A 15885-nucleotide genomic window follows, 5' to 3' on the forward strand; every position below is an offset into this window, starting at 1 on the left:
TTTTATAGGTTGTGTGCCACTTCCTGGGCTTTACCGGTGTTTGCTGATTCGGGGGTGGGTAAAATCGTATTATGCGTATTAAGATTCTTGACCACCCGCTGGTCTCTCACAAGATTAGTGTTCTGCGTGATAAGAACACTCCGTCCCCGATTTTCCGTCAGCTGGTTGATGAGCTGGTGACCCTTCTTGCCTATGAGGCGACTCGCGAGATCCGCGTGGAAGAGGTTGAGGTTGTGACTCCGGTGGCGACTACTACCGGCGTTCGTATTGCTGATCCTAAGCCGCTGGTTGTTCCGATTCTGCGTGCTGGTCTGGGCATGCTGGAGGGTATGACCCGTCTGGTTCCGACCGCTGAGGTGGGCTTCCTGGGTATGGCTCGTAATGAGGAAACGCTGGATATTGTGACGTATGCTGAGCGTCTGCCGGAGGACCTGACTGGTCGTCAGGTGTACCTGCTGGACCCGATGCTGGCTACCGGTGGCACTCTGATTGAGGCCATTAAGTTCCTGCGTGAGCGTGGTGCTGAGTCTGTGACGTGCGTGTGCCTGATTGCTGCTCCTGAGGGCATTGCTGCTCTGGAGAAGGGCATTGAGGGTATGGAGAATGTTGACCTGTTCCTGGCTGCTCGTGATGAGCGTCTGAACGAGAAGGCGTACATTATTCCGGGTCTGGGTGACGCCGGTGACCGCCTGTACGGTCTGGCTGAGTAGTTTTCAGCGTTATTCACGTGATGTGAGTGGGGCGCCTCTGCATATGTTTAAGCATGTGCGGGGGCGCTTTGTTGTGTCTGCTGGAGGCCGTGTGCAGGTCATATGGTGTGGTGTTGGGGGATGTGTGTCTAACGGTCTGCTGTCTTGGGTGTTTATGGTGTTGTTGGGCGCTTGTGTGGGTTTATGAAACACCCTTGATAATATGTGATGAGGAACACTATAGTGCTTTGAGGGGCTCAAAATATATTGAGCATATTCACAGCTTCACATGAAAATACAGGGTGAAACCAGTAAATAAAAGAAGCTATGAATATTTATAAGAGAAAAAATACTGAAAGCTTCAGGTAGTCCCTGAAACCCCAAAACGCGAGAGGGGGTATTGTACTCCTCTCGCCCATAAAGATGAATCCACTATGCCGAATCCGCTTGATTTATCCGTCAAATAGGAGAAATATTAAGTAAGAGGATTGAAGCTCGAACAGGTATTGGGGACTGTTTGACTCGGCGTCACTTCCGGCGCACCCCACACTACGTACGACAGGGATCCCGTACACAGACTTTGAGAGAAGGTTGAATCATGTCAGGCGCTGTACCTGGATATGTGCACATCTCCCAGCGCGGCCGCGCCGCTAAGCGCCAGGTCGTGCAGCCTCAGCGTCCCGTTGCGCAGGCTGCAACGTTGCGTCCGATGACTTTCTCAGCCGGTGACCCTGCCCATAAGCAGGCTCAGGAAAATGAGGCACGCGGCTTTGTGCTCTATGTTGGTTTGAACGAGGAACTTGCTGCAGCGAACGGCACCTCCCTGGTGCGTATCGTTCAGGATTTGCGCACTTATGCACACCACCTGGCTCCCGAGTCGGAGTCGTACGCCGCTGTGGCGTTGGCTCCGGTGAACGCTGAGGGTAGCGACCTTGAGGTAGTACGTAATGCACTCGGCGATCCGACCGCAATGTATATGCACCCGGAGGCGCATGTCGCCCGCGAAGCAGAGACCACGAATAGCCACTCTTCGGGTGTGCTGATTGATTTGGCACGCCGCGAGGTGTTCCTGGACGGTGAGCCGCTCATGCTGACCTTCAAGGAATTCGAGCTGCTGGCACACCTGGTGGAGAATTCTTCCCGCACCGTGGGTCGTGAGGAGCTGCTGAAGGCGCTGTGGAGCTCCGGTGACGAGCATCCGCATGAGCGTACGATTGACGTGCATATTCGTCGTCTGCGTTCGAAGCTGGGCCGCCTGTCGGGTACCGTGCGTACGGTGCGCGGTCAGGGTTACCGCTTCTTTGAGCACCCCGAGGTTGTTGTCTGGGCTGCTCCGGAATACTCGATTTAGCGTGTACAGAATTTAGCTTCTGTAGAGTGCACCCCGGTGTGCTGGCGTGATGCCGGTGCGCCGGGGTTTACTTGTGCCCGCCTGGGGGTGTTAGTGTGCGTGCTGTGGCGGCGTGCGGCACGTTCCGGCGCCCTCTAGATAGAATGGGTGTATGGCTGAAAATTCTTCCAACACTGCATCTGGCTCGCACCGCAGCGGGGTCAAGCGTCTGATTATTATGCGCCATGCGGAGGCTGATTGGGGTCTGAACGATTTTGATCGTCCGCTGACGAAGCGCGGCCATGAGCAGGCTGCCGCTGCTGGCGCCTGGCTGGCGGCTCGCGGTTATATTCCGGAGCAGATTATGTCGTCGTCGGCTTTGCGTACTCGTCAGACGACTACTTGGGTTTCGGATGGTTTGGGGGCGAAGGCGCCTACTGCTCATCTGGATGAGGGGCTGTATGAGGTGTCTGCGTCCCGCATTATTGCGCGCATTAACAGCGTTTCGGAGAATGTTCATTCTCTGATGGTGGTGTCGCATCTGCCCGGCGTGCAGGATGCCGCGCAGCGCCTGATGAGCCCTGATTCTGACCCGAACGCGTCCATGGATGTGTATTACGGTTTCCCACCCTCTTCCATTGCGGTGTTTGAGGTGCCGGGGGAGTGGGCTCTGCTTGATGGTGCGGATGCGCGCCTCGTGGACTTCAAGAGCTTCTAGACCAGGAGTTTCTAGCCCAGGTTTTTCTAGGCTTTGTACCTGAATGAAATGGGTAAAGCAAAAGCCCCGTACCAGCCGGTACGGGGCTTTTTGTGGCGGAGACGGGGGGATTTGAACCCCCGGTCGAGTTTAACCCCGACCCTTCATTAGCAGTGAAGTCCATTCGGCCGCTCTGGCACGTCTCCACGGTGCGCTCGTGAGCGCATCCCTATAAGAATATAGGCTGTTTTGCGCTTGGTCAATTCGGCCCGTGCTTTGGAGATATCTCTGAGTATGTGTTGCTTTATAGGGCGGATTATGGATTGTGTGCTTTGAGGCTCATATACATTTTCGATAGACTGCTACTGTCCAACCGATAAATAGAGGGCGTCTCTGGCGTGTGATTTTTCCATGCAGCGTTGCCAGAGTCGTCTTATTTACTCAACGAAATGAGAAATCATGTCTGAAAACCCCAACAACCCCCAGCCCCAGTTCAACCAGGACCCCCAGTTTAGCCAGCAGGCACCCCAGTTCAATCAGCAGGTTCCTTACGGTGTGCCCGTTCAGACCCCTGAGCAGCAGGCTCAGGCGAAGAAGGCAAAGACCCTGTCGATTGTCTCTCTGGTGAGCGGTATTGTGAGCTTCTTTGTCCTCGGTTTCATCCTTGGTGCTGTAGCTATTGCGACCGGCCGCCTGGCTATGAATAACCCCGAGCTGAAGAACCGCGGTATGGCTATTGCCGGTACTGTTCTGGGTGTCGTCAGTATTATTTTGCTGGTCGCTCTGAAGATTTTTGTAAAGCAGTAAGATTGAAGCTACCTGCAGTAGCCTCATGATTTGAGGAAGCCCGCGTGTACTCCGTGTGCACGCGGGCTTTTGCGTGCCTAATTAGTTTTCTAATTAGTGCATATATGGTGCGTATAGCTCCAGAATGACGAATCCGTTTGTGCCCACCTCAGCGATAGGTTAGGGTGAGTAAGGTTCAATACACACCATTCACACGAAAGAGGGACCACATGTCTCAGAACCCGCAGGACTCTAACTCCTACGACTACAACCCGGAATACGGCAACCTGAACGAGCAGAACGCTCAGAACGGTCAGCAGCAGTACCAGCAGCCTGGTCAGTACGGTCAGCCCATGATGGTGCCCGTCGGCATTGTTCAGAAGACCCCCGAGCAGCTTGCTGGCGAGAAGGCTGGTCAGACCTCCATGGTGCTCGGCATTATTGGTCTGATCTGCAACTTCTTTGTTAGCTGGTGGCTGTTCGGTCTGCCCTCGCTGATCATGGGTGTTATCGGCATTATGAAGGCTAATGAGGCTGAGCGTTTTGGCACTGCAGCTTCGGGTGGTCGCATCATGGGCTGGATTAACGCAGCTTTTGGTGGCCTATTCTTGGTTGTAATCGGTGGTTTCCTGCTGCTGGGTCTTATCGGCGCGGCAGGTGCTGCTTCTTCCTCTTCCAACCACTTTACTGAGCTGGTCAGCACCCTGGCACTCTTCTAAAAGGTCTCGCCCTCCTAGAGGGTACATAAAAGCCCCGTTTCTCGTATTGAGGAGCGGGGCTTTCGCGTACCAGCTGGCACTCTACTGCCCTCTTAAAATGTATTGCGCGGGTTTGTGCGACAGATGTAGTTGTACCCGTTTCGGTGATAGGTTAGGGTGAATACTGTTTAACACACACCAGCCGTACGAAAGTGAGATGCCATGTCTCAGAATCCTCGGGGTTCAGACCCCTACGACTACAACCCGGACTACAACCGTCTGAACGAGCAGTACAACCAGAACGGCCAGTACGGGCAGAACACTCAGTACGGTCAGTATGGCCAATACGGTCAGGGTTCTTACGGCCAGTACGGGCAGAGCTCCTACGATCAGTATTCTTATGACCAGTACGGTCAGAATTCGTACGGCCAAGACTCGTATGGTCAGAATCAGTACGACCCGTACGGTCAGCAGTACCAGCAGCCCGGCCAGTACGGTCAGCCCATGATGGTTCCTATTGGCATTGTTCAGAAGACCCCCGAGCAGCTTGCCGGTGAGAAGGCTGCTCAGACTTCCACGGTGCTGGGTATTATCAGCTTGGCGTGTATAGTGACTCTCAGCTGGTGGCTGTTTGGTCTGCCTTCCCTGATTCTGGGTGTTATCGGTATTTTCAAGGCGAACGAGGCAGAACGTTTTGGCGCGGCTGCTTCGGCTGGGCGTATCTTGAACTGGATTAGCGTAGTCATTGGTGGCATGTTCCTGGTGCTTTTTGGTGGCGGTATGCTGCTGGCGATTATGCTGGCTCTTTCTGATTCTGCCGCAAATTCTAGGCTCGTGGAGACTGCGCAGATGCTGGTACTTTTCTAAACACTTTCACCCTCATTGGAGGGTACGCAAAAGCCCCGTTCCTCAACGCAAGGATCGGGGCTTTGCTGTGTATATGCCGTATGTTTCGTGGAATGGTCCTGACATGCTTGTTCCCGTGCGGGGGAAGGTCTAGGGTGAAGTTAACACCCCCTCGTGTGGAATGTGAAAGGTCGTGGATGCGATGTCGCAGCTACCCCAAAACAATGAAGCCTTCGGTAACGCCCCGGAATACGCCAAGCCCCACCGGGGGAGCGACAGCGTGCAGTCTGTTATGGACGACCAGCCGTTACCCGCGAGTGAGTTCTCTTCGAGCGTGTGGAAGATGGGCCCTGGTGAAAAAGCCGCAAACCTCTCCCTGATTTTCGGTGTCTTCGGTATGCTTATTCTCGCCCTAGCGTTTTGGTGGGTTTCCCATGGCTTTGGTATCGGCATGCCAATAATCATTGCTGCGCCATTACTGAACCTCTTGGGTCTCTGGCAAGCACGAGTGGCAAGACAGCACGGTGAAGACGCCAATGTGGGTCTGCTTCTCAGTGGGATAGGAATGGTCATTGTCATCGCCATCGTCGGCTTCATCATAATGATTGGGTTTGCTCTGTACGGCTTCAATGATGCAGGCCCGTCGACGAGCCTGAGCGCTCTCTCACTTCGATAGACACGTAACACCCGGTATTGAAAGGTTATGATGCAACGATGCAGGATCCAATCCTAGGCCCGTATTCCGACCCAGCAGCTGGTCTGCGCTCGAAACCTCATCGCCACAAACAGGGTGCTGATATTGAAGAGCCCCCTATGATGCAGAGCGGTGGGAAAACAGCGACTAATCTAGGGGAACGAGCCTCCCAACTTTCACTCACTTTCGGTGTGCTCAGCCTCATCAACATCATGGTGTCGGGTCCGTGGTTTTTCGGTATCCCCACCATCATCTTAAGTGTCCTTGGTCTACATAAAGCTAAGGAAGCGGATAGTTACGGCGTAGTTTCTCTTGCGGGTCGAATCCTGAGCTGGATAGCTATCGCCAAGCTTGTCCTCGTGTACGTACTGATTGTGTGGGCGTGGTTCAACGGCGAATAGGTTTTTGCGAAGCACCAGGCTGAGGTATTCAACTAACGCGTGTAGATCCTGAAAGGTTGTGGATGCGATGTCGCAGTTACCCCAAAACAACGAAGCTTTCGATGACAACCCCGAGTACGCCAAGCTCTACCAGGCGAACAACAGCGTGCAACCCAGTGCTGACGATACGGACGACTGGGAGCAACATGCGAGCGAGCAACCTCCCGCTGTGCAAGGAACACAAGACGGTAAAAGGGCTGCGAACTTCTCCCTGCTTTTCGGCTTCCTCAGCCCGCTGTCTTTCGTTCTAGGGTTTTGGTTGCTTGTCCAGGGTCTTGGAGAAAGTGGTCTGCAGGTAGCTCTCGCCGCGCCGGTGCTGAACATCCTGGGTATCTGGCAGGGGTGGGTAGCGCAGAGGCACGGTGTACCTGCCCTAGCGGGTCGTATTCTCAACTGGCTGGGGCTATGCTTTTTCATCGGTATCGCCGCCCTCTTCATGTATATTGCGAATGCCTTGTCACAAATCAACTGACGACGCCCTCCGGTAACTCAAAACGGCGTATGCAAAGAGCCCCGTTCCTCAATACGAGGAACGGGGCTCTTTGCGCTCCACACGTGGAGCAGAAGCTAAAACGCGGATGGTAAGGGATTTGAACCCTTGAGACGGGGTCACCGCCTACTGGTTTTCAAGACCAGCTCCTTCGGCCGCTCGGACAACCATCCATACGCACCAGAGACCGGCATTTTATGGCAATACCGTGCCGCAGGGCACTACGAGATTATCTCATGCGATAAGCTTTCTGTAAATCGCGCACCAACGATGGTGCTTCCGGCAATGAGGAGGACTCATGAGAGCAATTATTGAGAACAGTCACGGCGGACCTGAGGCTCTGACAATCAGCGAAGTCCCCGCCCCCGTACCCCGATCCCACGAAGTTCTCGTCCGTGTTCACGCCGCCGGAATCAACCGCGCCGACGCCCTGCAGCGCCGCGGATTCTACCCGCCGCCCGCCGGCGCGAGCGCCATCTACGGCCTCGAAGTAGCCGGCGTCATTGAAGCGGTCGGTGAAGGCGCCTCCGTGGAGAACAGCGGCACCCCCGTCATGGCGCTCCTCGCTGGAGGCGGCTACGCCGACTACGTGACCGTACCGGTCGACCACGTGCTGCCCGTACCCGAACAGCTGAGTTTTGCCGAAGCCGCCGGTATTCCCGAAGTCGCGGCAACCGTCTACTCGAACCTGGTTCTCACCTGTGGTATGAGCATGAACCCCGCCGAAAACCTCAAGGAAGACGGTGAACCCGCGGTGGTGCTCGTGCACGGTGGTACCGGCGGTATCGGTGTGCACGCTATTCAGCTGGCGCTCGCCGTAGGTACCCGCGTGTTTGCAACCGTGGGAACCGAGGAAAAAGCAGAATATGTGCGCTTACTAGGTGCGGAACCCATTATTTATACAGAACATTCGTTCCGTGAAGTTCTGCTGGCTGAAACTGGCGGACGCGGCGCTGACTACATCCTCGACGTCGTGGGCGGAAAGTACCTGGACGACAATCTGCACACCCTCGCCGACGGCGGGCACCTGTGCATTATCGGTCTGATGGGCGGCGCCAAAGCAGAAGTGAACCTGGGGTATATGCTCTCCCGCCGCCTGTCGGTGCACGCTACGAGCCTGCGTACCCGTTCGGATCATCAGAAGGCTGAGATTCTGCGAGGTGTACGCGAACACGTGCTGCCGCTGATTGAATCCGGCAGGATTGGCGTGGGTCTGGACCGTATCTTCGACATGGAGGAGGCGGCTGCCGCCCACGAATACTTCGACTCCGGTCAGCATCGCGGCAAGATTGTGCTGCGCATGGTCTAGAAATCGCTGCGCCCCTGCGGTGCTATTTTAGGCCGGTGCCATTTTAGACTGGCGCTGCGGGGAGCGTCGCGTGAGCGGCGTGAAGAAAATCTGGGTTTGAAATAAACAGTTGACTGCTGACATCTCGTCACCAAAAGAGATTTAGGGTAACCTAAGTATAGGGAGGTTTGCGGGTCGCCGCAGAGCCCATCGCCGGCAGCCTCCACCGACCAACCAACACGGCACACACACCACGCAGAGGAGGGCACATGGGACTTAAAAGCTACCTGCAATCGCGCCGCGACGACGCCGAGCTCGGCAAAGGCATCTGGCGCCGATCCCACGACCGGTTCATTCGCGGTATCGACCGCTTCCACCAGGTCCTCGAACGCCTAGCGGCAACCGACTCATCCGACTCCATGATCGAGCTCATCGTGCCGGATGCAAACGCGCTCGCCGACCTCATCCCGCGCGTGCGTGCAGTCGCCATGGAAGCGCACCGCCTCGCCCCCAGCGACGGCGATATTCCCGCCTCCCCGTTCGGCACCTACTCCGACCTGAACCGCGCCCTCTCCAAGGCAGGTAACGCCGTGGCACTCTGCGCCGAAGCGCTCGCCATGGCACGCTGCTTCGGCAATTGTGCCACCGGATGCGACCGCCAGGTGAGCGTGCACCGCCGCGTGGAAACCGTCATCCAGCACATTGAAGACGCTGAGCGTCTGATTCAGCGCGCCCAGAAGGAAGCCGCCGGCAAGCTGACCTTCGACGATGGAATCCCCGTGGGCCGCACCCAGCTGATTGAGGCATAACACAGGGCCTAAATTGCGGTCAACAGGCGGGTTAGTTTGATGTGCACCTCAACAGGCGATACGCTTAAAGAAGAGGTGTAGGACACTTCTTATGCGGTTCCGTCACAATGGAGGTGACGACACAATGCGATGGTACGCGCGGAAGAACCGCAGGCTTTTTCCTGCCCCTCTACGGCACAACCCAATGCATATACAATTCACGGAAGAAGTCACACACCATGTTTGAATTCCACCGCAATGAGCGTGCGCGTCAGCTGCGCCCCAGCCTCTCACGCTCCTGGCTCCTCGTGCGCGCCAACTCCTCCGAAGAAGTCTTTGAAGAGGCCTTCGAATCCGAGGCCGACTCCATCATCATTGACCTCGAAGACGGCTGCCCCGCCGAAGAGAAGGACGCCGCCCGCGAACAGGTCGTCCGTATGCTCAACTCCGGCGTCGTCGCATGGGTGCGAATCAACGCCATCACCACCGAACACTGGTGGAAGGACGTCAAGGCCCTCAAGAACGTGAAGGGCCTGCGAGGCGTCATGCTCGCCACCGCAGAGCACGCCACCGACATTGACCGTACCGCAGCCGAGCTACCCCCCGGAACCCCCATCATCGCGCTGATTGAGTCCGCGCTCGGCGTGCACCACTCGGTGGATATTGCTCGCGCAATCGGCACTTTCCGCCTCGCATTCGGCGCAGGCGACTACCGCCGCGACACCGGCTCCTCCGCAACCCCCATGGCGCTCGCCTACGTGCGTTCGCAACTGGTCATCGCCTCCACCCTGGGTGGTCTGCCCGGCCCCATCGACGGCCCGACCCTCGGCGCATACGGCGCTGACCTCTCCAAGGCATGCGGCTACGCGAACGACCACGGCATGACCGGTAAGATCACCCTCGACATTCGCCAGGCTGAGACCATCAACGCGGCATTCTCCCCGAGCGAGCTCGAAATCGAAGAAGCACACCAGATGCTCGACGTGCCCCTCGACGGCCCCCGCGACGGCTCCTACCTGCCGCGCTACCTGCGTGCAAAGAAGGTCAAGGAACTCGCCAAGGTCTACGGCCTGTGGGGCAAGACCGACAGCGACTTCCAGCGCGCATCCAAGTAAGGCGCTGGTCTAAAGTACACACGTAAAAAGCCGCGCATCCGACCCCCGAGCGGGGAACCGGATGCGCGGCTTTTGTCTGCCTGAAACCTCACGAGGCTACAGCCTGGCGGGCTGCTGGTCGGCGGTCTAGTTGCGGGGCGATTTGCCGCCCGTCAGCGCATGAGCGCACACGTACGAAGTCACCAAGGAAATCACAATCGGCACCAGGAACGAGGTGTCATCCTCATACACGGAACGGTAGAAGAACCACACCGCCAGGGAAACCACCAGCGCCAGCACGTACACCAGAGCAAAACGCATCGTGGGGCTCATCGGGCGTGCAGAGCCCGCAGCGGCGCGACCTGCCTGCGCACGGCCACTCTGGCGCTTAGCGGATGCGGATCGAGAAGACATGAGAATCTCCTAAAGTTCGACGGTGACATCTTCGAGAAAACGACAACTCTCAGATGCTAAAAACCGCCGCAACACACCGGAAACCGGCACGCGTTACGGCGGATGTGGAGCCCCCAGTGGGATTCGAACCCACGACCTTTTCTTTACGAGGGAAATGCTCTACCCCTGAGCTATAGAGGCGCATATGCTGCCGTTCTCAACTGCCCGAAAGCAACCGGTGAACAGTGCATACCCCGCAATAGTACCAAAAAGGCGGGGGAGAGGCTAATTACTTTCAACACCGGCCCCGCAGCTGGGAGCAGGCGACAGGGCGGCTATGGTGTGCACTGCATTCACCCCGCAAACCCGCCCGAAGATAGGGAAAGTTCAGGGCAGAGGCATACAATAAACCCTATACCCACGGCGGCTGACAGCACCTCAGAGTGCACATCAACCACAGATTAATCAACCACAGATGTAGCAAACAGGCCAGCCCGCCACCCGTAGAGAGAGGAACCACCATGACTTCACCCCTCAACCGCCGCACCCTGCTACTGGGCGTAGTGCCCGCCGCCGCCCTGGGGCTGAGCGCATGCGGTTCCAGCTCCTCCCAGCCTTCCGCATCGGCGTCTGCGAGCGGTTCGGCGAGCGCATCTGCAAGCACCGCCGCTACCTCGGCAAGTGCATCCGCGAGCGCTTCGGCATCCGCTGACCCTTCGGGTACTGCTTCGGCAACCGCCGATGACGGCTACGTCGGCTACCGCCTCAACCGCGAAGTACCCGGTGCAGGCACCGCAACCCTGTACACCGACTACCAGTGCCCCTACTGCGCCAAGGCAGAACCCAAGTTCGAAGAAGCCGCCAAGAAGCTTGACGGCATCATGAACGTGACTGTGCGCCACATGCCGCTGAACATGCACGCCAACGCCGTACCCGCCGCGCTCGCCGTAGAAGCCGCAACAGCTCAGGGTAAGCACGTCGAAATGGCGAACAAGCTCTTCAACACCCAGAACGACTGGAAGAACATCAAAGAACGCGATAAGCTGCGCACCCTCTTCAATGACTACGCCAAGGAACTGGGCCTGAACGTCGAAGAATTCGACAAGGTCCTACTCGCCTCCGACACCGTCAAGCCCATCCAGCGCGACTACGAGCACGCCGTCAAGATTGGTGTGAAGGGCACCCCCACCTTCGCCGTGAACGACAAGGTCGTTGAGGGCCTGGATTCGTCCTCCTCGGTGGATGACCTGGTCAGCACCTTCAAGCGTGAAGCTGGCGTGAAGTAGTGGCGCACATTCAGCTCTCCGGTGGTCAGCGCGCCGAAATTCACCCCGACGGGTTCAGCGACCACGGCCACGTCCTCGAAATCGGTGGTGCCGAGCAGTCCCACGTGGACGTGCAGAACCCCGACTACGTGTTCTACGAGTACCTGCGCCGCATCGCAAACGCTGTGGATGCGCTCGCACCCGCCGGCGAACCCATCACCGCCGCGCACCTGGGCGCCGGTGCGCTCACCCTCGTGCGTTACATTCAGGCGACCCGCCCCGGCTCCCGCCAGGTTGCCGTGGATATTGAGCCCGAGCTCATGGGCTTCGTGACGGACCGCCTGCCGCTACCCGCAGGCACCGACTGCCAGCTTGTGGTGGGGGATGCCCGCGAGCAGCTGGCGAACCTGCCCGAACTGCTGGGCGTGCCCGGTTTTGATGCGATCATTCTCGACATCTTCACCGGCATGGACGCACCCGCCCACCTGGCGAACCGCGACTTCTACCGCGAACTCAAGGACGCCCTGAGCGAGCGCGGCATGGTCGCCATCAACGTGGGCGACGACGCGGGTCTGCCCTTCTTCCAGCTGCAGGCAACCGCCATGCTGGAAGTCTTTGACCACGTGTGGTGCCTGTGCGAGAGCTCCATGCTCAGCGGGCAGAACGAAGGCAACCTCGTGCTGGTTGGCACCGCCCGCGAGCTGGACGAGGACACCCAGGACCGGCTGTACGCGATGGGTCCGCATCCGGCGGAAGTGCTCACCACCGATGAGCTCCGCGACCTGCTGGACGAGCTGGCCGAGAGCTAAACCTGACATACAAAACCGTTGAGGCGGGTACCAACCAGGTACCCGCCTCAACGGTTTTCTATAAGGCTTTCTGTACGCCGCACGCGGGCAGAATTTTAGTTTTTACTCGGGTAGCGGCATGGGAACGGGGTCCTCACCGTCATCCTTCTGTTTGGGGGAATCGCCCTTCGTGGTGGTCAGCGTAATACCCACACTCGCCGTCATCAGCAGACAGATTGCCACCCAACGAATCGGGCCGGTCTCCTGATCCAGCAACGCCCAACCGGCAATCGCCGCAATAGCGGGCTCCATACTCATCAGCACACTAAATACGCGCTCCGGCAGGTTACGCAGAGCCATCAGCTCCGCGCTATAGGGAATCACCGAAGCGAACATGGCGGTACCAAAAATCATGAGGAGCAGCATCGGATCCTGCGCCGCATTCCAAATCGGCTGAGGCGCCGGAACAACCGCCGCCACCGGGGCAATAAACGCAGCACCAACAAGCATCGCCACCGCCAGGCCGCTCGCACCCGGAACCAGAGCACCCACCTTCGCACTAGAGCGAATATACAGAGCCCAGAACACGCCAGCAATCAGCGCGAACGTCAGACCCAGGTAGTCGGTATCCTTGCCGACCGCCGCCTCGTAGCCGAGCACCAGCATGCCCGCCAGGGCGCAGAGCACCCACACCGCGTCGCGGAGCCTGCGCGTCAGCATGGACGCCAACGCCAGCGGGCCCAAGAACTCCACCGCAACCGCCAAACCAATCGGGATGTGGTCAATCGCGCAATAGAAGAAGCCGTTCATCAGACCGAAAGTCATACCGAAAATGATGACGGCACGCCACTGCTCCTTCGACCAAGACAGCGCACCCGGCGGCATTTCGCCGCCGCGGCGGGTACGCCAACGCGCCGCCAACCACACGGCGCTACCCACCACTATGGAAGCAATCGCCAGGCGGCTGACGCTAATAGCTAGAGCACCAAACAGCGGGAAAAGAGTAATCGCGAACGCGGCACCGAACTGCAGCGATGAGCAGGACATCAGCACAAACATAATGCCCAGTGCGGGGCGTTGAGATGAAGTATGCGGCATGATTCTCCTTCCTGCGCCTCACAAGGCGGTACTTCTCCACGTGTGCATGCTGTGCCGCTACGGGGCAGAACGAACGCTCCAATAGCGCCGTTTAAAGAGCGCGCCCCCCGGGCAACACGAGATACTATCCTACTCGTTACCCGGGGGGGGCTAGAAGCCGTTGACACGGCTACAGTTCAGTAGATTAGAGGCCCTTCGCCTCACGGTCAGCCTTAATCTGTTCAGCCGACGGAATCGTAATAGAGTTAGTCGCCATCTGCGCAATATCCACCGCGTGCGCATCCACCGCACCCGGCAGGTAATGGTCCGCATCCTCCAGCGTGCCGTCCTCCTGCGCCTTCTTCTGCGCACGAGCGTGAGAAATCGAAATACCGATACTCGCCGCCACCAGCAGAGCAATAGCAACCCAACGAACCAGGCCGGTAGCTTCACCAAGCATCACAATACCCACAGCCGCCGCAATCGCAGGCTCCAGGGACAGCACCACGCTATAAATGTGCGCGGGCAGCAGACGCAGCGAAGAAACCTCACCCAGCGCCGGCAGGGCAGAAGCCAGCAGACCCATCAGGCAGCCAATAGCCAGCAGGTGCACATCCTGGGTGACCTTCAACAGGTTATTGCCGCTTATCAGGAACGGGAACGGCAGAACCAGCAGGGTAGAGACAACGTTACCCACGACCATGCCGCCCATACCCGGAATCAGAGCGCCAACCTTCTCAGTCGCCAGAATATAGGCGGCACGAGAAATAGCGGTCAGGATTGCGAAAACCACACCCATCAACGCGAAATCTTCAGGCTTCGCCTGGGACTCAGCAGTCAGAATCGCCATGCCCGTAAATGACAGAGCAATCCACACCAGGTCCAGCTTACGGCGCGACATAACCGTCGCCAGCACCAGCGGACCCATAAACTCAATAGCCACCGCAATTGCTAGCGGAACCTGCTCAATAGCCACATAGAAGAAGGCATTCGCACCGGTCAGGGCGACACCGAGGACAATGACCGCCATCCACTGCTGACGGGTCCACGAACGAATCTGCGGGCGGAAGAACACCCACAGCAGGATAGAAGATGTCAGCAGGCGCAGAGCGACCACGCCCCAGGGGCCCAAATCGCCCATGAGCTGCTTGGCAAGAGCCGCACCGAACTGCGCCGAAATAATCGCGCCGGTCGCGTACGCAACACCCAGCCCCTGAGTCGCCAGGGGAGAACGCGCAGCATTGGGCGTATGGGTGGAAGAAGTCATAGTATTCCTTAGGATTCAGAAGAGGTATTAGCCGCTATCTGTCATCAGGCGCAACCCGAATCTCCGTGAAGCAGGTCACGCACTATGCAAACAATGAATAGTGTGTAATCTACGACAATTTTACGCGCTTTAAAATTGGGCGCAAATAAAGACCAAAACACCCTAACAAGCGATCAAAAAACCACACGCCCTCGGTGAAATTTCACCCCCCAAACCCCACCACAGGCCCCATATTCAGGAAAAATTCACCAAGCCGTGATTTACTGAGAGCATGCTTGACCCGAAGAAGTCTCTATTCGATGAAGACGGCAACCCCCGTCCCGCACTGACCACCACCCTCGACAACGTACTGCGCATGCAACGACCGCTCGCGCTGTCCATCGTCAAAAAACTGCGTGAAGCACACCCCGACGAAACCCCCGAACAAATCCACAAGCGCCTCGACCGCACCTACCTGCGTGACATCACCGCCATCGGCGGCGTCACCGGCGCATCCGCATTCGTGCCCGGCGTCGGCACCGTCACCTCCATGAGCCTGTCCGCGCTCGCAGTCGGCGGCTACCTCGAACGCACCGCACTCTACGCCCAGGCAGTCGCAGAACTGCACGGCGTGCACGTACACGACCCCGAAACCGCCCGCTCCATGGTCATGGCAATCATGCTCGGCGAAGAAGGCTCCCAGCTCATGAACACCGTGCTGCTGCAGACCGGTAAGGCAGGCGGCATCTCCAACAAGTGGGGCATGCTGCTCGGCAACTCCTCCAGCGGCAAGATGTTCAGCGTCGAACGTACCATCCGAAACATGTTCATCCGCCGCTTCCTCACCCGCCAGACCGGTGCACTGCTCGGCCGTGCCCTGCCCTTCGGCGTGGGCGCAGTCGTTGGCGGTGGCGCGAACCTGACCCTCGGCAAGGACGTCGTGCGCAACACCCGCCGAGCCTTCGGCGACGCGCCCGCCTACTTCCCCGCAGAGCTCATGATTACCCCGCGTGCACCGCGCGTACAGGGCGGCGAAGGTTCGGACGGCTCCTCCGGCGTGGCTGGCTCCCTGCTCAAGGGCGTCAAGGACGCAGGTAAGGCTGTAGGCAAGGTCTTCACCCGCGACAAGGGCAACGACACCGAAACCGGTCACCACCGCATGCTCGGCCGCTAAAATCCTCGCCGGTCATAAAACCGGAACATAGCGAAGACCCAACACGCTAAAGACCCCGAATCCCTGAATGAACTGCCTCCCGTTTCTTGGACAACGAAATTA

The 15885-nt window shown here is 58.0% G+C and carries 18 protein-coding genes and 3 tRNA genes; 15 read left to right on the forward strand and 6 right to left on the reverse strand.

Going from position 1 to position 15885, the window contains the following annotated elements; translation table 11 throughout:
* Nucleotides 1–71 precede the first annotated feature (71 nt).
* From upp to HMPREF2528_RS02440, 3 genes are all read left to right on the forward strand, one after another.
* Nucleotides 72–710 (forward strand): uracil phosphoribosyltransferase, encoded by a 639-nt coding sequence (gene upp, locus HMPREF2528_RS02430; protein ID WP_005507583.1) that lies wholly within the window; start codon nucleotides 72–74, stop codon nucleotides 708–710.
* A 577-nt stretch (nucleotides 711–1287) separates the two neighbouring features.
* Complete coding sequence (locus HMPREF2528_RS02435) at nucleotides 1288–2040, forward strand: winged helix-turn-helix domain-containing protein (protein ID WP_005504418.1); 753 nt, start codon at nucleotides 1288–1290, stop codon at nucleotides 2038–2040.
* 151 nt (nucleotides 2041–2191) lie between these two features.
* Entirely contained in the window at nucleotides 2192–2737 is a 546-nt protein-coding gene (locus HMPREF2528_RS02440) for a SixA phosphatase family protein (protein WP_005504419.1), read from the forward strand.
* Between the two features lie 93 nt (nucleotides 2738–2830).
* Here HMPREF2528_RS02440 and HMPREF2528_RS02445 read toward each other — a convergent pair.
* Nucleotides 2831–2922, reverse strand: a tRNA-Ser gene (locus HMPREF2528_RS02445).
* A gap of 253 nt (nucleotides 2923–3175) precedes the next feature.
* Here HMPREF2528_RS02445 and HMPREF2528_RS02450 point away from each other — a divergent pair.
* The 6 genes from HMPREF2528_RS02450 (at nucleotide 3176) to HMPREF2528_RS02475 (ending at nucleotide 6652) form a co-directional block, all read left to right on the forward strand.
* Nucleotides 3176–3523: a DUF4190 domain-containing protein gene (locus HMPREF2528_RS02450; RefSeq protein ID WP_049346009.1), complete on the forward strand. Its 348-nt coding sequence runs from the start codon at nucleotides 3176–3178 to the stop codon at nucleotides 3521–3523.
* Between the two features lie 209 nt (nucleotides 3524–3732).
* Entirely contained in the window at nucleotides 3733–4221 is a 489-nt protein-coding gene (locus tag HMPREF2528_RS02455; RefSeq protein WP_005504421.1) for a hypothetical protein, read from the forward strand.
* 201 nt (nucleotides 4222–4422) lie between these two features.
* A complete protein-coding gene (locus HMPREF2528_RS02460; protein WP_049358267.1) occupies nucleotides 4423–5067 on the forward strand; it encodes a polyprenyltransferase in 645 nt (214 codons plus the stop codon).
* Between the two features lie 181 nt (nucleotides 5068–5248).
* Nucleotides 5249–5722: a hypothetical protein gene (locus HMPREF2528_RS02465; protein WP_141744457.1), complete on the forward strand. Its 474-nt coding sequence runs from the start codon at nucleotides 5249–5251 to the stop codon at nucleotides 5720–5722.
* Nucleotides 5723–5859: 137 nt separating this feature from the next.
* Nucleotides 5860–6141: a hypothetical protein gene (locus HMPREF2528_RS02470; RefSeq protein WP_049353199.1), complete on the forward strand. Its 282-nt coding sequence runs from the start codon at nucleotides 5860–5862 to the stop codon at nucleotides 6139–6141.
* Nucleotides 6142–6208: 67 nt separating this feature from the next.
* Nucleotides 6209–6652: a hypothetical protein gene (locus tag HMPREF2528_RS02475; RefSeq protein ID WP_070507264.1), complete on the forward strand. Its 444-nt coding sequence runs from the start codon at nucleotides 6209–6211 to the stop codon at nucleotides 6650–6652.
* Between the two features lie 103 nt (nucleotides 6653–6755).
* Here the strand turns inward: HMPREF2528_RS02475 and HMPREF2528_RS02480 are convergent.
* Nucleotides 6756–6843, reverse strand: a tRNA-Ser gene (locus HMPREF2528_RS02480).
* A 125-nt stretch (nucleotides 6844–6968) separates the two neighbouring features.
* On the opposite strand from HMPREF2528_RS02480, the gene HMPREF2528_RS02485 reads away from it, so the two are divergent.
* The 3 genes from HMPREF2528_RS02485 (at nucleotide 6969) to HMPREF2528_RS02495 (ending at nucleotide 9861) form a co-directional block, all read left to right on the forward strand.
* Entirely contained in the window at nucleotides 6969–7979 is a 1011-nt protein-coding gene (locus HMPREF2528_RS02485) for an NAD(P)H-quinone oxidoreductase (RefSeq protein ID WP_070507262.1), read from the forward strand.
* Nucleotides 7980–8227: 248 nt separating this feature from the next.
* A complete protein-coding gene (locus tag HMPREF2528_RS02490; RefSeq protein WP_049358270.1) occupies nucleotides 8228–8767 on the forward strand; it encodes a hypothetical protein in 540 nt (179 codons plus the stop codon).
* A 218-nt stretch (nucleotides 8768–8985) separates the two neighbouring features.
* Nucleotides 8986–9861, forward strand: coding sequence for an HpcH/HpaI aldolase/citrate lyase family protein (locus tag HMPREF2528_RS02495; protein ID WP_005504437.1), 876 nt, complete (start codon nucleotides 8986–8988; stop codon nucleotides 9859–9861).
* Nucleotides 9862–9987: 126 nt separating this feature from the next.
* Here the strand turns inward: HMPREF2528_RS02495 and HMPREF2528_RS02500 are convergent, their stop codons facing one another.
* Both HMPREF2528_RS02500 and HMPREF2528_RS02505 read right to left on the reverse strand, forming a co-directional pair.
* A complete protein-coding gene (locus HMPREF2528_RS02500) occupies nucleotides 9988–10254 on the reverse strand; it encodes a hypothetical protein (protein WP_005504446.1) in 267 nt (88 codons plus the stop codon).
* A gap of 105 nt (nucleotides 10255–10359) precedes the next feature.
* Nucleotides 10360–10434: transfer RNA gene (locus HMPREF2528_RS02505), tRNA-Thr, on the reverse strand.
* A 320-nt stretch (nucleotides 10435–10754) separates the two neighbouring features.
* Between HMPREF2528_RS02505 and HMPREF2528_RS02510 the strand changes: the two genes are divergently transcribed.
* Complete coding sequence (locus HMPREF2528_RS02510) at nucleotides 10755–11519, forward strand: DsbA family protein (RefSeq protein WP_049349922.1); 765 nt, start codon at nucleotides 10755–10757, stop codon at nucleotides 11517–11519.
* The gene (locus tag HMPREF2528_RS02515; RefSeq protein WP_049349923.1) at nucleotides 11519–12307 is read left to right on the forward strand and encodes a spermidine synthase; all 789 of its coding nucleotides are present in this window, start codon (nucleotides 11519–11521) and stop codon (nucleotides 12305–12307) included. Before HMPREF2528_RS02510 ends, HMPREF2528_RS02515 begins: the two co-directional genes overlap by 1 nt.
* Before the next feature lie 102 nt (nucleotides 12308–12409).
* Here HMPREF2528_RS02515 and HMPREF2528_RS02520 read toward each other — a convergent pair whose 3' ends face one another.
* Together HMPREF2528_RS02520 and HMPREF2528_RS02525 are read right to left on the reverse strand one after the other, a co-directional pair.
* Entirely contained in the window at nucleotides 12410–13384 is a 975-nt protein-coding gene (locus tag HMPREF2528_RS02520) for an EamA family transporter (RefSeq protein WP_070542139.1), read from the reverse strand.
* Nucleotides 13385–13568: 184 nt separating this feature from the next.
* On the reverse strand, nucleotides 13569–14630 hold the full coding sequence (locus HMPREF2528_RS02525; protein WP_012902817.1) for an EamA family transporter: 1062 nt from the start codon (nucleotides 14628–14630) through the stop codon (nucleotides 13569–13571).
* A 271-nt stretch (nucleotides 14631–14901) separates the two neighbouring features.
* On the opposite strand from HMPREF2528_RS02525, the gene HMPREF2528_RS02530 reads away from it, so the two are divergent.
* Nucleotides 14902–15783, forward strand: a complete 882-nt coding sequence (locus HMPREF2528_RS02530) for a di- and tripeptidase (protein ID WP_070542142.1) — start codon at nucleotides 14902–14904, stop codon at nucleotides 15781–15783.
* Nucleotides 15784–15885 lie beyond the last annotated feature (102 nt).

This window comes from Rothia sp. HMSC078H08 (genome assembly GCF_001808955.1).
Taxonomy (GTDB): domain Bacteria; phylum Actinomycetota; class Actinomycetes; order Actinomycetales; family Micrococcaceae; genus Rothia.